Raw genomic sequence first — 16,557 nt, 5'->3', positions numbered from 1 at the left:
TCACAAAATCACTCAGTCACTAATTCACCCATTCACTCATTGATATAGCATGACCGACGAAGTACGCGTGTATGTGGAAGAAGCGCCCGGCCAGCGGCGCGAGGTAGTAGCGCCCACCGATATGGGCCTGAGTCTGATGGAAATCCTGAAGGCCGATGGCTATGACATTCAGGCTACCTGTGGCGGCATGGCCCTGTGCGGCACCTGCCACGTGGAGGTACTGGCCGGCCCGGCCCTGCCCGAGCCCAGCGACGATGAGCTGGCCATGCTGGAAAGCCTGCCGGTGATGACGCAGGGCAGCCGTCTTTCCTGCCAGATTCGCATCAATGAGCGGATGGATGGCCTGGTAGTGCGCCTGATGCCGCAGAACGCGTAAGAATTGCTGACTGCGGCATTTCGTACTATCCTACGAGAAGACCGAGCAATAAAAAGACGCGGCCGTTGCGGCCGCGTCTTTTTATTGCTCAGTTTCGCTTCACCTAGAATGCCCTTGAAGGCTCTAGCGGCGGCGCGAAGTAGTTTTTTTCTTCGTTACCCGTTTCTTGCTACTAACCTTCCGGCTGGTGGCAGACCGGTGCCGGGTGCGCGTATAGTGGCGGCGCGGGGCGGCGGGGGCAGCCGGCGTGGCAGTGGCTTCAGTGGGCTTCTCGGCAGCGGGAGCAACGGCCTCAGTGGCTGGCGCCGGGGTGGCCGCTACATGCCGGGCCGTGGCGTCGGCTGGTACTGCGGCAGTTGGTTCGGGCTTGGGCGCGGCGGGCTGCATCTTGCGACGCACGGGCATCAGAAAGTCCCGCTCTACCCGCTCCTGGGCCGTCAGCTTTTCTTCCCCGGGCAAAGCCGGACGCACGGGCACGGCTACTTTTCCAGCCGTATCGGGGGTGGAGGAGGCTGGCTTTTTCTGGGTCTGAGCCAGTGCTCCGGCCCCGCTCAGCAGCAGCCCCGCACACAGTACTAAGGTACGCATCAGCTAATTTCTTCGGTTGATGGGAGGGCAAAAGTACCAGATCCTGAATCGAATAACAAGCCACACCCCAACCGGCAGGCTGCAAAGAGACTTTTCAGGCCTTTGCGCCGCGATATTGAAAGTAAAAATGCAATTTTCTGCTACTTGCCGGACTGCTCCCCTATCTGCACCCGCGTGCCGGCCGAATGGGTAGTAAACTCCGGTGCGTAGAGGCACTGCAGCTGCGAAAGGCCTCCCGAAAAATCACCACTCTGAGCGGCCCGCAGGCGGTACTCGAACGTGTGCGTGCCTTTGGGGAAGAAGCCGATAAAGAAGTTGGTAGCTGCGTCGCGGGGGCTTTCGTAGTAGCCCAGCCCGCTTTGGTAGCGGTAGCCTGAGGTTTGGCTGATCAGCTCCAGACCGGCGGCCCGCTGGTCTTTCAGGTGTACATACTCCAGGTCACGGTCGGCGCGCAGCACGAGGCGCACCACTAGCACGTCGCCCACCCGCAGGGGCGCGGCGGCGGTAAAGCGCTCTAACACCGGACCGCCGGCCGTGCGCTGCTCCCGGAACAACTGCCGCTCCAGGCTCAGGGCCGTAGTAGCGGGCGTGATTTTATCGAGCTGCTCGAAGTACTGCCAGTAAAGCGCGCCCCAGGCAACGCCCGCATCGGGCTTCTGCACCGAAATCTTGCCCTGGGCCGGCTTCACCTCGGCTGCCGACCACGTGGTTTTGAAGTAGCCGGTACCGGTTTGCTGAGCCGTGGGCTTCACCAACTCCCCTCCTACCCGCACCTGCAAAGGCTGGGTGGGCTGCAGCCAGTCGGAGCCGCGCAGCAGCAGAGCGTAGCAGGCATCGGCGGTGGCGCGGGTGCTTTCCCAGTGCTGGGTTTGCTTTTGCTTGAGCAGCCAGAGCTTCATTTCATCCACCGCTTTCTGGTCGTCCTGGATTTCGTCGAATGCCTCGATGAGCGTGGCCTGGGTTTCGGTGGGCGCCTCGCGCCAGTAGTAGCCGCCGCGCACTTCCTTCCAGTACATGCCCAGCTCCGGCGAGTGCAAAGCATTTTCGCGCAGGGCCGTCAGCACGTCGCGCACGGCAGCCGGAGCCGCTTTCGTCCGGTGTAAAGCCAGCGCCAGCTGGGCCTGGAGGTAGCGCGTCTGGGAGGGCCAGAAGGTGGCGGCCTGCTGCTGGTAGTAGGCTTGGGCCGGCTGCGCCGACTTGGCTACGGCCTGCTTCAGCCAGAAGCTGCGGGCATACAAGGCCTGCACCTGAATGTCACCTAGGTGGTCTTTCTTCAGGTCTACCTTCGGTTGCTTGCGTAGCTCAGTGTAGTCGCGCTGCAGCTGCTCGTCGAGGTAGCGCAGGGCGTTTTGCAGGATGGGCCGGGCCTGCTCGTCCTGGCTGGCATCGAAGGCGCCCAGCTTCTGCAGCTTGCCAAAGCCCGCCACGATAAGCTGAGTGATGTACCGGTCGTCGGGCATCTTCTCAAACCAGGGGAAGGCGCCGTTGGGCTGCTGCATCTTGGCCAGCTTGAGGAGGGCGCGGGCAGTTTCGGCGCGCAGGCGGGGCTCATCGAGCAGTTCGGCCAGGCGGCGCATCCGCTCCGTGTCGCTCTGGGCGTCGCGCACCCAGGGGGTTTCCTGCAAGAGCAGGGCCTTTACTTCCTGGTTTTGCTCCAGCTTGCTGGTAAGGGCATCTTTGTCGCCAGCCTGGGCGGCGCGCTTCCACTCGGCCAGCACCGGCTGCAGCCTGGGGTTCTGCTGCAGAATGCGGGCGGCCAGCAGGTTGGCGTAGAGGCGGCTGAACACCTGCTCGGAGCACTCGTAGGGGTACTCCATCAGGTAAGGCAGGGCCTGCACGGCGTACCACGCGGGATTGGGCGTCATTTCCAGCGTGAGCAAGTAGTTGCGGCGCGTGCCGGAGGTAGTGCTTGTCAGCTTTTTCAGCTCAAACTCCCGCGTAGCCGGCCCCACAATGGGCAGCGGCAGGCTTTCGGTGATTAGGATGCGGTTGGGCAGCACGGGCAAGGTGTTTTCCTCGCCGTCGGAGACAGTTTCTAGTTGCTTGTTTCTAGTTGCTCGTTTTTGGTTTTTGGCTTCTTTGCGGGACTTTTTATCCGCTCTTACTTCTTCGTTCTTACCTCTCAGTTCTCCCGAAGCCACCACGCGGTAGGTAATAGCTTCAAGCGGAATCTGGCCTTCGGCGGTTTCGGGGATGCGCAGGCTCCAGCTCACGGCCGTGCTTTGGTTGGCGGCCAGCTGGAACGCCTGCTGTGCCGTGCCTTGCAGCACTTTACTTTCGATGGGCTGCTGAGTGCGGGCGTCGAAGAGGAAAAGTTGGGTGGTACCGCTCAGAGGCTGGGCGGTGAGGTTGCTGAGCTTGGCCGAGAAGCGCAGCTGGTCGCCTTCGCGGAAAAAGCGCGGGGCGTTGGGCGTCACCTGCAGGGACTTTTGCGTTACCAGGTCGCGGCGAAGCAGGCCGGTGTGCAGCTCTTGGTCGTGGGCCAGGGCCAGCAGCTGCCAGCGCGTCACAGCTTCGGGCATCTGGAATTCCAGCACCGTTTCGCCCTGGTCGTTGGTGCGCAGCGCGGGCAGCCAGAAGGCCGTTTCGCGAAAATCCTTGCGGGCCTGGATGCCGGACAGGTCGGGTTGATCGGGCTTGGGCGCCTGGGTGCTACCATCAGAAGATGCTTGAGCTTCTTCCCGGAGAGCTTTGCCTTCACCTGCCTGAGCATCCATAGCTACCATGGGAGCGGCGGGGGCAGCCATTACCGCATCCGCTTTCACCATCCGACTTACACTGCCTCTGACGCGTACACTCACGGGCCGGCCACCACCATAACCCACTATCACAGGCTCATCATAATCCCACAGATTTATTTCAGGATAAACCAACTCAGTGACATCCACACTGCTTTCCTGTTCAAACAGCACATTAGATTCTTCCGTCCCGAACTGCCCGCTCCAACCCAAAAGCGCAGGATGGTACGGTTTCGGGAAATCCAGATCCGTGAAACTGTGCGGCCGGAACGTGTCCAGAGACTGGTCGTAGAGCGTGGCCAGCAGCTCGGCATTGGCGGGCTTGCCGCCGGCGTTGTGGATGGTGACGCGCCAGGTTTCTTTCTGGCCGGGCTGGAGCTTGTCGCGGAAGGTGGCAATGCTCAGGCGCAGCGGCGCGGGCGGCGTGGCTACCTGCACCACGGCGTTGTGCAGGTACAGGCGGTTGTCGCGCACCTGGGTGGTGTGGATGTAAAGCTGCGTTTCGCCCAGGGCGGCGGGCACCGGCACGGTTACCAGGCGCTGCTCGTTGGCGTTCAGGGTCAGCCACTCCCGGCGCAGGGGCTGGCCTGCGGCTTCCACTTCCACCAGCACCCGGGCGCCGGCTTCGCTGCCGCCGACCAGGAACCGGGCCGTTTGGCCGGGGGCTACGCTGTCCTGCAAGGCCACAAACCAATCGGTGGTGGGCACGGGCAGCTCGTTGGCCGAGGGAGTATAGAGCGTGAACCGCTGCTCGGTTTTGGCAGGCTGCTCCGCCGAGGTGGCGGTAGCTTCCAGTACATAGCGGCCGGGCGCCTGCTTGGCTAGCGCGGCGGTCAGCTCCGGCAGCAAGGGCGTGGTGTTGGTATCGAAATTCTGGGTGAAGACTTCCGTGCGCGCCCAGGTGCTGTCGTTGTCTTCCGGGCCGTAGGCATCCAGCGGGAAGCGGCGCTTGAGCTCCTCCCGGCTCAATCCTTCACGCTCGGGCCGCTCCCAGGGGCGGGGCCGGAAGGCGCGGGCGGGCGGCGTGAGGCGGTAGAGGCGCAGCTGCCCCTTGGCGGGACGGGCTTCGCCGGTGGCGTTGGTGCTCAGCAGCCGTAGGGCCGGCAGCTTGTCGCGGTTCAGGAGCTCGGGCACTTCCAGCCGCAGCGTGAGGGCCGCGTTGCCCAGGCTGATGCTTTGCTGGCCGGTGCGCGTTTCGCCGGCGGCATCGGTTACGTCGGCCGTCACCTCAAACACGTAGCCAGGGCCCCAGCCACCGCGCTTGTTGGCGCCGGCCTCGCTCTGCGCGGTAAAGTTGACGGTGAACCCACCCGCCGAATCGGTTTGGGTGGTACCATTTATTATTTCCACTTCTGCCCGGCCATTGGGGCCCGGGTAGCCCATCCGGCCACCGTACGGGCGGTACAGAGGCCAGAACGTGCGGCGCACCACGCGGTAGCGCACCGTGGCACCATCAACGGGCTGCCCGGCGTAGGCCGTAGCCTGGCCGCGCACCACTACGGGCTGGCCCAGCACGGGCGTGCCTTTCACGGGTTCAAACGTGACCTGGAAGGTGGGCCGCTTGTAGTCTTCCACTGCGAAGCCCACGCTGCCGTTGTCGGTCTGCAGGCTCATTTCCCCGTTCAGCAAGCCCGTAGGCAGCACCACGGAGCCGTGGAAAGAGCCAAAGTCGGAACTGGTGAAGGGCAGCGTCTGCACCGTCTGGCCGTTCACGTCCACGAGCCGCACCGAAACGGGCTGCTTGGTGAGCAGGCGGGATTTGCCGGCCTGGGTTTCCGTCAGGATGCCTTTGAAGTAGAGCGTCTGACCAGGGCGGTAGATGGCGCGGTCGGTGTAGAGGAAAGTCTGGCGCTGGAGTTGCTCCTCGTCGCGGATGTAGCGCGGGCCGTAGTAGCCACCTTCCTCAATCAGCAAAGAGTCGGCACCTTTGATCAGCAACAGCCCCCGCAGCTGGGTATTCTCGCTGGAGGTCTGCCCTATGACTATTTGGGCCTGGCCTTCAGCATCAGTGGTGGCTTTGGTTCCCCGGCGCTGCTGGTAGTTGCGGCTGGGCTGGTCGTAGTACCGCATAAAGGGTAGCACGCTGGCCCCGGCCAGCGGCTGGCCGCTCTGCCGGTGCAGCACCAGCACCTGCGGCCCAGGCTGCGTGGCGGAGTTGCGACGCACTAGGCTCAGCTCACTCACGTGCAGCTCGCCGTAGGAAGTTATGACGTTGCCCTGAGTTTTGACGGGGTTATCAGCAGCCGTACTAAGCACAATCAGGTAATGCCCCAGCGGCAGCGCCGGCCCGGCCTGCTGCACGCTGTGGGAGGTATAATCGACGGGGCCGGAAATGGGCAGCGTCCAGGCCGCGGCGGGCTTGGCGGCCAGCACGCGGGCGTAGCGCTCCTCCCAGGTGAGCGGCTTGCGGTAGGCCTGCTCCAGCTGGCGCAGGGCCTGGGCGCTGCTTATGCGGTAAGCTTTGGCATACACCTGCGGCGCATTGCGCACCTGTAGCTTGAGCAGCCAGGGCTGAGCGGGCAGCACTACTTCTTCGGTGGTGAAGGCTATTGCTACGGCCTCGATGCGCTGCCGCAAGGCGCGGGCCCGCTGTGCCCCGCGGGATTTAGGAAAGCGCTTCTCAGCTACCAGGGCTATTTCCCGGGCTTTAACGGGTTGTGAGGCTTCCAAATTTTCGGCTTGTTCAGCCAGAAACTCCGTGCTGATAGGCAGAGGCTGGTAGGTTTCGGCGGCGCGGGCCAGGGCCCGCTGGTACACCGAGTCTTTGCTGGCCAGCACGGAATGCTGCTGCACGAAGCGCAGGCGCCTGAGGTCTACATCGGCCAGGGCCGCCACGTTTTGGGCTTCCTGCAGCCGAAAAGCGGTAAGCTGCTGCAGCACCTGCAGGGCGTGAAACTGGCCGTTGAGTGTATCGGCGGCGGGCGCTGTGAGCTTGAGTTGGGCAAACTGCGCGGCTGGCTCATACAGGTTGGTGGCTTTCAGCTCGAACTGTACGGCAGGGTGCGTCACGTAGAACTCGTCGTTCTGGAGGCCATCCACGGCGCGGTGCGCCAGCAGGTCGTAGAGCGTGGGGCGCAGGCTGCGGCCTTCGGCGTTGCCGCCCAGTACCGCGTAGCCCAGTCGGGCCAGGGGCAGTTGCTGCTGGCGGAGGGGCTCATCCTGCACCGAGGCACGGTAGTGCCGCACTACGGCGCTGCCGAGACGGGCGGCATCCCAGGTGCGCAGGTCCTGGGCACTGGTATCGGCAGGAGCGGCATTTTCGGTGGCGCCGCTGGTACGGTCGTAGAGCTGGTAGCGGTGCTCCTGGTAGTAGGTGGCATAGAGCTGGCCCAGCAAACTGTGCAGCACGGGCCGGGCCGGGAACTGCGCCGTTTTCAGGTCGGCTTCCAGCAAGGCAATGGCCTTCACGTCGGACTCTTCCTCCTTGGCTTCCAGCAGCCGCAGCTTGTAGAGCAGGGCGCGCAGGTACTCAGGCGCATCCTGGCGCTGGCGCGCAGCGCGGTACAGTTCGTCGACCAGCTTGGCAGCCGAAGTGGTTTGGTTCTTCGCCAGCAGGACATCTACCTGCTGCCATTTTTTAGGATCGGGGCCAGCGGGCGGCGTGGGCGCCGAAGAACCAGTGGAGAAAAGCATCAACAGGGAAAAGCAAGCCAGCAGGAAGAAACGCATGAGCCGATAACGCGCGAAACGCATGGGTGAGTACAGACATAGATGCACGGATCCGGCCAAAAGCACACACGCAGCCGAAAAATGTGCGGAAATAACCTCAACCGTTATGCTCCGCCCAACGAAAACGCCCGCTTCCGGAGTAACAGAAGCGGGCGTTTTCGTTATTCGGTTTCGAAGGTGGCGGGCCGGGCCGAGCCGGCGGCAGGCTTGGTGTTCAGCACCTGCTCGGCCTGCAGCAGGTGGCGGTCCAGGTGCAGCACCAGCGCCTCCAGCTGGTCGGTGAGGCGGATGCGCAGCAGTGGAAACACGGGGTTGGGGATGCGCACCCGGTTGGCGTTGATTTCGCGGGCCACGGCAATAATACGCAGCAGCTCATCAAGCTGCCGGCCAAACACCTCTACCACGGTGCGCGGCAGTCGGGAGCCGCTGGGCGCGAACTGCTGCGGGGTTTGCAGGGGCTTTTCGCTGGCGGGCGTACGCATAGCCTCCACCAGCTTGCTGCCGAAGTAGCCGTGTTTTACCTGCTCGGCGGGGCGGCTGCCGCGCTGGCGGGCCAGGCGCACGCGCCGCATCATATCGGGCAGGTAGTGGCCGCCCATAATGTTGAGGTGCTCCAGGCACTGTCCCACGCTCCACTTCCCGGGGTGCGGGCGGCGGTTCAGCTCCTGGATGTCGAGTTGGCGAAAACGCGCGTTATTTACTTCCTGGGCGCGGCGGATGCTTTTTTCCAGCTGGTCGAGAAATTCGGTAGTGCGGGTGGGCGAGGCAGACATACGACAGAAGGATAGCAGTGGCAGCGAGGCAAGGTACGCGTCTCGGCGCGTTTAGCCAACCTTTTGCCGGCCAAAGCCCGCGCCTGCCCTCAAGGTTTCTGCGGCATTCCGCTTTATCTTAGCCCCGGAGGCTGCCAGCCCTTGCTCCGGCCAAGCTTGGATGGCTGCGGCAACCCAACCAGAAATTCAGCTGTAGGCTTCCTTCCTGCCGGAACTGTTTGCCTTGGGGCCAGGCTTCCGGCTTTTCCCGCCTGAATTGTATGTCTATGCGCTGTATGGGGCTTTTGCTAACCGAATGGAGTGCCCGCTTGATTGGCCCCGCCCAGCAGTACCTGTTGCCGCCGGCCGGCAGCAGGCATCTGGCGGCGTCATTTTTCGCTCATACGCCCTTGGTTTTGCACCTTCCCGCTGCTTTTTGGCCTACTGTCTGGGTTGGGGCGCTGCTGATTCTGAGTTTAATGGTGGTTGGCTACGGTCTGCTGCGGGCGGCGCGGCGGCGCGAGCAGCAGCTGAAACAAACGCTGCTGCAGCGCGCTATCGAACTGGCCGAAGCACACGCTTCGGCAGAAGCTTCCCAGAGGGCCAAGACCCGGTTTCTGGCCGATATGAGCCACGAAGTTCGCACGCCGCTGAACGCCGTGATGGGCCTCTCTCACCTGCTGCGGCAAAGCCCGCTGACGCCCGGGCAGCTGCAGGACCTTACCGCGCTACAGGGAGCTTCTCATACGTTGCTCACGCTGTTCAACGACCTGCTCGACGGCTCCCGAGCTGATGCCGGCCAGCCGGATCCGACGGCCACGCCGTTTCACCTGCCCACGATATTGCAGCCATTTGAGCCGCCTCTGCGGGTACTGGTAGCCGAAGACAACGGCCTCAACCAACTGGTAGCCCGCCGAACCCTCGAAGCCTGGAATGTGGAGGTGACGGTGACGGCCAACGGCCGCCTAGCCGTGGAGGCAGCCCTGCACCAGCCCTTCAATGTGGTGCTGATGGACGTGAACATGCCCGAAATGGATGGCTATGAGGCTACCCGGGAGCTGCGTCGTCACTTCCCGGATGCTCGACAGCTGCCCATCCTCGGCCTTACGGCAGCTATTTTGCCCGAGGACCGCGCTTTGGCCCTGGCTGCTGGCATGAACGACGCCCTGCCCAAGCCCTTCGAGCCGGCTGCGCTCCACGCCGCGCTGGCTCGCTGCACCGACCGGGCCACTGCGGCCGGGCCGCCGGAGCACGCCGCCTTATCCCCTGCCGGGCCGCCTGAAACCGAGCTACGCCCCGACTGGAGTATCCTGGAAGAGCTGGCGGGCACCAATACCACCTTTATGGTGCGGGTGCTGGAAACGTTTCTCCGGGAGGCGCCCCGGCAGGTGGCGGCGCTGCTGGCGGCCTCCCAGAGTTCCGACCTGCCGCAACTGGCCCGCGAAGCCCACAAACTGAAAGGCCAGGTGGCCTATTTCGGCCTGCATAGCCTCACGCGTAACCTGGAGCAGCTGGAAATTTCGGCCAAAGCCGATAACCCGGAGGCCGTGCGCACAGTTGAGCTTATCGAGCAACAGTTTCGGCAGGTGCTACCGCTTGTTCAGGCCCGCCACGACGAACTGGCGGCCTCAGTCTGACTCCTGTAATTCGTTTGAGCCGCGTACCTTGTGGCCACTCTCCCAATCTCCTTTCCTGCTTTATGCCCGTACCCGCTGCTCCTCTCCGCTGCCTTATCGTTGATGATGACCCGCTGGCGGTGCAGATTGTCGAGAATTGCATTGTCAATACGCCGTTTCTGCAGGCTGTGGGGCACTATAACAGTTCGGTGGAGGCCGCTGAGTTCCTGCGCACCTCTCCCGTGGATGTGCTGTTTCTGGACGTGGAAATGCCGTTGATGTCGGGTATCGAGCTGCTGCGGGCCCTGCCCAGCCCGCCCCTCGTAGTGCTTATCACGTCCAGCAAGGAGTATGCGGTAGAGGCGTTTGAGTTTTCGGTGGTCGACTATCTGGTGAAGCCCATCAGCTACGCCCGCTTCCTGAAAGCCGCTCAGAAAGCCCTCGACCAGTTTACCAACAACGCCCCGGAACCGGGTGCCGCCGACTCAAGCGAGTTCACCTTCGTGAAGGTAGACAACAAGCTGGTGAAGGTGCTCTTCGACGAAGTGCGCTACGTGGAGGCCCTGGGCGACTACGTGCACATCGTTACGGGCCAGAGCAAGCTCATCGTGTACAGCACCATGCGGGCCGTTGAAGAGAAGTTTCCGCCGGCGCTGTTCGTGCGCGTGCACCGCTCCTTTATCGTGGGCATGAAGTGGATTCAGGCCATTGAAGACAACGCCATCAACATCGACCATAAGCTGATTCCCATCGGTCAGACGTACATGCGCGACGTCACGCAGCGCCTCAACAAGTTCTGACCGGCGGCGCCTTGCTTAGCTTCGGCTTGCCGAACGGTATACCGGTACTTACTGCTCTACTTGCTGCATCAGGTGCAGGGTGAGCTGCCACAGGTTTTCGTACGGAATGATTTCGATGCCCGCAAAGGCCTCGCCGGGCATGGGTGTCTGCGCCAGTTTGGCCAGCAGGGGCTGCCCCTTGCGGCGGCACAGAGCCTCATCAAAGTTCTCGGTGACGGTGAGCTGCAGCAGTCGGAAGAATAACCGCCCGCGCAGGGCAGCGGCCTCCCGCAGGTGGGTGCCGGCGTACTTGCGCAGGCCCTCCAGGCGCGAAAGCACCTCTTCCAGGTTGCGCTGCTTGAGGTAATACAGAAACTGCAGGATGAGGATGGCCACGTTCAGGCCCTGCTTGTCGCGGCTGTACTCGGGCAGCACATGCATCAGCTGGGCAAAGTGCAGGTTGCGCACCGGCAGGTTTTCGGGCGCTACAAAGTACAGATAGGCCCGGTACAGCTCCCACCGCTGCTGAGCCGCCGTGCGCAGCTTGCTGAAAAACGGGTTGTCGAAGGCCATTTTCAGCAGCTCGGTGGCCTTGCCGTATTCGCTTGCGTGCATGGCCAGCAGGAGGTAGTGCTCCATGAACACAAACCAGTTGCCGGACGAGCGGTGAAAGGCGCTCAGATACTGCGCCGCCAGCTCCAGGCCGGCCTGCAGGCGTCGGGCCTGCAGGTGAGCAAAAACGCTGTAAAACATGTTGTAGCGCCGGTCAAAGCGCTTGGCATTCAGCTTGCCGGCCTCCCACAGCTTTTCCGACTCGCTGGTCGTTTGAATAATACCTTCGTAGTCTCCGCTCAACTCCTGCTGCATCAGGCGCAGCTTGTAGAGGTGGTCGTAGACCCGGAACACGGGCGCCTGGTCGTACAGCGCCTCCATCTGGCGCACAAACTCCGGCAGTTTTGCAAGCAGCTGCTGCCGGATGCGCACTTTATCGGAGAGCATCATTTTGGCCTCCCAGAAAATTTCGCTGGCCTTTTGCTCTAGCTGCAGCAGCCGCTCGGCCGCTACCAGCTGCTTTACTGCGTGCCGGTATTTGCCTGCCTGGCGCTGCTCGGCATAAATCTGCCGCAGTCCCAGCAGGCTGGTCACTTCGTGCTGGTTGAACTCGCCCTCGGCGGCCAGCCGCTGACACCGCCGGTACAGCTTTTCGGATACCACGTACTCGCCCTCCCGCAGCAATACCCCGGCCTGGTATAGCAGATCCAGGCATTCCTGCTCGTAGCGCCGGTATACCGGGTGGCGGGCATCTGTATAATCCAGAAAAAACAGGTTACTGAACAGCTTGTGCTGCACCCGGGACTTGAGCTTGCGTAGGGCCGTCTGGTTCACGGCACTGCCGCTACCATACAGCTCCCGAACGGCTTGCAGCATTGTCACGTTGTCGCGCGTCTGCAGCAGGTGCAGCAGCTGCAACTCCTTACTCTGGCTGGGCTTCTGAGTAAAGTCTAATAACGGCATCACTTTCTGCCGTCTATTAGTCACAATTCGGGCAATAGACGCCAATTCCTTCATCTAATTTCCCTTAGTAAGTGATTCAAGCCAACCGTGATGCCAGGCAGGTTTCACCAGGCACTTACTTCTTACTCTCTGAGAGAAACACAATATTTATTGTGTTAACTCCGGCCACCAAGCGCCAACATCGTGTCACAAGATTAGCTATATTTTAGCATACGTCCATGTTATTTACTAACTTCTGTAATTAAAAAAGGCCTAAGCCAATAACTCAAATAAGGCAAAGTGCAATTAAGTTAAATCATAGTTATAGTCCCATTTACAGCCATACCTTCCTTTACTTCGGTCAAATTTCAGGGGAAATTCGAAACAAATCTTCATTTCTCTTCACCTCACTACAGTAAGCGTGTCATGTTAGAACTTATTGCACTCGTCCTTCTGCAGTTGGCCACTTTCCTGAATAAGCCTAATGGTACGGTTGCCCCCAAGCCCATAAATACCCTTGAGACGGGCGGCGGCAGCTGGGGTGAAGGCCAGGCAACCTCCACCACTCCTCCAGCCGCCACCGGTGGCGGTAGCTGGGGCGAAGGCCAGGTGAGCAAGCCCTAAAACCCGCCTTTCGTTCGGGCCATTCCAAAACTTGGGTATCTTGCCAGGCAGCCGGCTACATCCGGCCCTACCTTCATGCTTGGATTGTGGTTCCGCTCGGCGTTGCTGGTTTTACTGCTTGGTGCCTGTAAGCCGACTCCTCCTCCTGCGGCCCAGGTGCGTATCCGCTGGCCCCGTGACCCGGAGTCGTTGCATCCGCACATGCTGGCCAATGCTGTGGCCGTTCAGGCCATCAACCTCACGTACCAGAGTTTGCTAGCCGTTGATGCTCCCCGGCAGCAACTCGTTCCTTTGTTAGCCGATTCGTTGCCCGCGGTGCGGCGCACCGGGTCGGCTTCCTTTTTCTCCTACCGCATCCGCCCCCAGGCTACCTGGGACGACGGGCAGCCTATACTGGCGGCCGATGTAGCATTCAGCCTGCGCGCTATGCGCTGCCCCGGCTTGCCCAACGAGCGGATGCAGGCCCAGTACGGCTTTATTCGGGACATTACGATTTCAGCAACAGACCCGCGTCGCTTTACGCTGGTGTGCGCCCCATATGCCCCGGACTATCGGATGCTGTCCGGGGATTTTGCCATTCTTCCCGAGCACCTGCTTGATTCTGCCCACACGCTGCGCCTGCTTCCGCTGACTGACATCGATTCCGTGGCAGCCGCGCGGCCGGCCGTGGCGGCTGTCATTCAGCGGCTGGCCACGGCCGGCCTCGAACGCTCGCCCGGCCGGTATGGCAGCGGCCCTTATCAGCTGAAAACCTGGCAAACCGGCCAGCAGCTGACCTTGCAACGCAAGCGCCCGTGGTGGGGAGACGCCCTACAGGCCACGGTGCCCCAACTCACTGCCCACCCCGAACAGATTCGCTTTCAGATAATACCCGACCAAACCGCCGCCTTGCTGGCTTTGCGCCGCCAGGAGATAGACGTGTACGCCGGAATTCCGCCGGCCGATTTTGCCCGCCTCCGCCAGTCAGCCGCCGATACCTTGCGCCTGGGCTTGTACACGCCCGACTCCTATGAGATGGTAACGGCCGGCTTCAACACGCGGCGGCCGGTTTTGCGGCAGGCTCTCACCCGGCAGGCCATCAGCAGCTTGTTTGATGTAGAGGGTATTTTAAATGGCGCGCTGCATCAGCAAGGGTATGCCAGCGTGAGCATGATCAGCCCGCAACAACCCAGTTTTTACAACGACAGCCTGCCAGCAGACACCTTCAACCCAGCGGCCGCTATAGCCTACCTGCAGCAGGCTGGCTGGCGCCGCCGCCCCGATGGGTCCTGGTGGCAGGCAGGCCCCGACGGCAAGCCTATGGCGTTGGGCTTCACTATTGCTTACCGGGCCGGCAATGCCGCCTACGAATTTATTGCGCTGCAGGTCCGTACAGCCGCCGCACGCCTGGGTATTGCGGTTCAGTTGCGGCCAGCAGAAAGCGCCCAGCTCACGCAGCAGCTGCAAGCCGGTGAATTTGACGTGTACCTGCGCTCTGTGGTAGGCAACCCGTTTGCGCATAACTTTATTCCCCTGCTGCATTCGGCCAGCACTGGCACGGCTGGCGGCAACTACACCGGTTTCGGCTCCCCGGCATCCGACCGGCTGCTCGAACAACTGGCGGCGGCCGAGGACACACTCAGCAAGCGCAAGCTCCTGCGCCAGTTCCAACGCGTGCTGCAGCGGGAGCGGCCATTGCGGGTGCTGTACTTCATGCGCAACCCCATAGCCGTGTCGAAGCGGTTTACCAATTTGGGCCTGTCGAGCTTGTCGCCGGGCTACGAGGTAGCGGGGTTTGTGGAGCAGCCGAAGCTTTAGGTATGTGGTGGCGGGTTGCGTATCGGCTGCTTAAGCCCCTGATGCTGGGGTGGCTGCTGCTTTCGACCGTATTCCTGCTTAGCCGACTGGCCGGCTCCGGCAGCATAGTGCAGCTTACGTCCGAAACCGACATTTTATCGTCACGGCAGTTCGAGCGCCAACAAGCCCAACAAGCTTTGCAAAAGCGCCTGGGTTTGAATTTACCGCTGTTTTACCTGTCGGTTGCTCCCCATCCTTCCTATGGCCCATGGCTTCTGGCAGTGCGCTGGCATGGCCAACACAACCAATACCACCAATGGCTGTGGCAGCTGGCAGCGGGCAACCTCGGCAGCTCCTACCGGGACGGACGACCGGTAACAGCCATCATCAGTGAAGCCTTGCCCAACACGCTTCGCCTTACGCTGCCGGCAGCTGTGGGCTCGGTAGCGCTGGCCCTCTGGCTGGGGCTGCGGCTGGCCCGACGGCGCTGGTGGCGCCCTTGGGTCCTGAGTTTGTGCGTGGCACTGGATGCGGCCCCGCTTTTCCTGGTTTCCACGGCCCTACTGCTGCTGCTCGCCAACCCCGACGCTCTTCCGCTGTTTCCGGCTTACGGCTTGCCGGAACCAGCCGGCGCCGAAAGCTTGTGGGAATCAGGCACCCGAAATCTGTACTATTACACGTTGCCTGTCAGTAGTTTGCTGCTCGTGACCGTGCCTGGCCTGGTCTTGCAACTGGTGGCGGCACTCGGGCGGGAAGCCGGAAGCCAGTACGTGATAACGGCACGAGCGAAGGGACTATCAGACAAGCAAGTGTTGCGGGGTCACGTGCTGCGCAATGCCGCGCTGCCGTTTATCACCCTGCTTACTGATTTGCTGCCGGCGCTGCTGGCCGGCGCGGTAGTGGTGGAAGTAATTTTTGCCCTTCCTGGTATGGGCCGACTGCTGGCTGAAGCCGTCGCCACCCGCGACTATCCGGTGCTGCTGGGCGGCGTGGCCCTGGTAGCAGCGGCCCGACTGGTATCGTACTGGCTGGCCGACGTCCTCTATGCCTGGGCCGACCCGCGCCTGCGCCGCCAGGCTACTTCCCCAGCTCATGCGTAGGCCCTGGCACTTGTGGGTGGCTGTTGGTTGGCTGGCGCTGCTAGTTTTGGTTGCCGTCAGTGCTGGTTGGCTGCCTTTGCCGTTTGAGCCCGGCCAAACCGATATTACCTTCATAGCCACTGCGCCCAGCGCCGCCACCCAACACTGGCTGGGAACCGATGCGCTGGGTCGCGACGTGCTGGCCGAGCTGCTTTATGGCAGCCGCACACTGGTAGGAGTAAGCCTGCCCGCTACCTTACTGTTGACGCTGCTGGCAGTGCTTCTGGGCGGCAGCGCTGGCTACTGGGGAAACACCCGGCTCCAACTGACGCGGGCGCAATGGCTGGGCAGCAGCTATGCCGCCCTATTAACTGTGCTGTATTTACTGTTGCCAACCACTGATGGAACCACCGTGCTGGCGTGGCTGCTGTGGCTGCTCATTGGCGGGGCACTAGCCTGGGGAGTGGGCCGCACAAACTGGGGGCGTACCAGGAAAGCCGTGCCGCTGGATAGCTGGATCCTGGGCATAGCAGCCATACTGGGGTCCGTTCCCCGGCTTATTCTACTAGTGATTCTGGCGGCAGTTATGCCTTTCTCCGTGGTATCGGCCATCCTGATGTTGGGGATGCTGTTCTGGCCGGGCATGATGCGGCTGGTACGAGCCGAGATGCTGCGGGTGCAGGCCTTGCCTTACCTGGAAGCTGCCCGGGCACTGGGCCTCACGGACGGCCAGCTCATCTGGCGGCACGCCTGGCCGGCCCTGCGCGGTTTGGTGGCTACCTCCTTTCTGCTCTACCTCACTGTTATCATTGGGCTTGAAACCACTCTCTCCTTCTTAAGCATTGGCTTGCCCGCGGAGCAAGCCAGCTGGGGCCACCTGCTGGCCGCCGCCCGGCTGGCCCCGGAAGCCTGGTGGGTAGCTGCCTTCCCAGGCGTAAGCGTCCTGCTGACGCTACTCAGCCTGCGGGTTGTTGCCGGACGGAAAATAATATAGCCCGCAACGTGCCGAAATACTCCTGGCACGTGTCACAATCAGGCAGTAGACAAACAATCTGGTAACGCGCCA

At 62.1% G+C, this 16,557-nt stretch carries 11 protein-coding genes; 7 read left to right on the top strand and 4 right to left on the bottom strand.

The window, feature by feature from the left end; all coding sequences use genetic code 11:
* The first annotated feature begins 49 nt into the window (after nucleotides 1-49).
* Complete coding sequence (locus LRS06_RS13565) at nucleotides 50-376, top strand: 2Fe-2S iron-sulfur cluster-binding protein (protein WP_257871964.1); 327 nt, start codon at nucleotides 50-52, stop codon at nucleotides 374-376.
* A gap of 123 nt (nucleotides 377-499) precedes the next feature.
* Here the strand turns inward: LRS06_RS13565 and LRS06_RS13560 are convergent, their stop codons facing one another.
* From LRS06_RS13560 to LRS06_RS13550, 3 genes are all read right to left on the bottom strand, one after another.
* Nucleotides 500-964, bottom strand: coding sequence for a hypothetical protein (locus LRS06_RS13560; RefSeq protein ID WP_257871963.1), 465 nt, complete (start codon nucleotides 962-964; stop codon nucleotides 500-502).
* Nucleotides 965-1,104: 140 nt separating this feature from the next.
* Nucleotides 1,105-7,395, bottom strand: a complete 6,291-nt coding sequence (locus LRS06_RS13555; RefSeq protein WP_257871962.1) for an alpha-2-macroglobulin — start codon at nucleotides 7,393-7,395, stop codon at nucleotides 1,105-1,107.
* A gap of 137 nt (nucleotides 7,396-7,532) precedes the next feature.
* Nucleotides 7,533-8,144 carry a DinB family protein gene (locus LRS06_RS13550; protein WP_257871961.1) on the bottom strand — a complete coding sequence of 204 codons (612 nt, stop codon included), beginning with the start codon at nucleotides 8,142-8,144 and terminating at the stop codon, nucleotides 7,533-7,535.
* Between the two features lie 275 nt (nucleotides 8,145-8,419).
* On the opposite strand from LRS06_RS13550, the gene LRS06_RS13545 reads away from it, so the two are divergent.
* Nucleotides 8,420-9,760 carry a response regulator gene (locus tag LRS06_RS13545; RefSeq protein ID WP_257871960.1) on the top strand — a complete coding sequence of 447 codons (1,341 nt, stop codon included), beginning with the start codon at nucleotides 8,420-8,422 and terminating at the stop codon, nucleotides 9,758-9,760.
* A gap of 62 nt (nucleotides 9,761-9,822) precedes the next feature.
* The gene (locus LRS06_RS13540; RefSeq protein ID WP_257871959.1) at nucleotides 9,823-10,539 is read left to right on the top strand and encodes a LytTR family DNA-binding domain-containing protein; all 717 of its coding nucleotides are present in this window, start codon (nucleotides 9,823-9,825) and stop codon (nucleotides 10,537-10,539) included.
* A 48-nt stretch (nucleotides 10,540-10,587) separates the two neighbouring features.
* Here the strand turns inward: LRS06_RS13540 and LRS06_RS13535 are convergent, their stop codons facing one another.
* On the bottom strand, nucleotides 10,588-12,033 hold the full coding sequence (locus LRS06_RS13535; protein WP_257871958.1) for a hypothetical protein: 1,446 nt from the start codon (nucleotides 12,031-12,033) through the stop codon (nucleotides 10,588-10,590).
* 405 nt (nucleotides 12,034-12,438) lie between these two features.
* Between LRS06_RS13535 and LRS06_RS13530 the strand changes: the two genes are divergently transcribed.
* The 4 genes from LRS06_RS13530 (at nucleotide 12,439) to LRS06_RS13515 (ending at nucleotide 16,485) form a co-directional block, all read left to right on the top strand.
* Entirely contained in the window at nucleotides 12,439-12,636 is a 198-nt protein-coding gene (locus LRS06_RS13530) for a hypothetical protein (protein ID WP_257871957.1), read from the top strand.
* 75 nt (nucleotides 12,637-12,711) lie between these two features.
* On the top strand, nucleotides 12,712-14,433 hold the full coding sequence (locus LRS06_RS13525; protein WP_257871956.1) for an ABC transporter substrate-binding protein: 1,722 nt from the start codon (nucleotides 12,712-12,714) through the stop codon (nucleotides 14,431-14,433).
* A 41-nt stretch (nucleotides 14,434-14,474) separates the two neighbouring features.
* A complete protein-coding gene (locus tag LRS06_RS13520) occupies nucleotides 14,475-15,512 on the top strand; it encodes an ABC transporter permease (RefSeq protein WP_257871955.1) in 1,038 nt (345 codons plus the stop codon).
* 76 nt (nucleotides 15,513-15,588) lie between these two features.
* A complete protein-coding gene (locus tag LRS06_RS13515) occupies nucleotides 15,589-16,485 on the top strand; it encodes an ABC transporter permease (RefSeq protein ID WP_257871954.1) in 897 nt (298 codons plus the stop codon).
* Nucleotides 16,486-16,557: the final 72 nt, after the last annotated feature.

Source organism: Hymenobacter sp. J193, from assembly GCF_024700075.1.
In the GTDB taxonomy this organism is placed as follows: Bacteria; Bacteroidota; Bacteroidia; order Cytophagales; family Hymenobacteraceae; genus Hymenobacter.
This window is presented reverse-complemented; position numbering and strand designations above follow the sequence as displayed.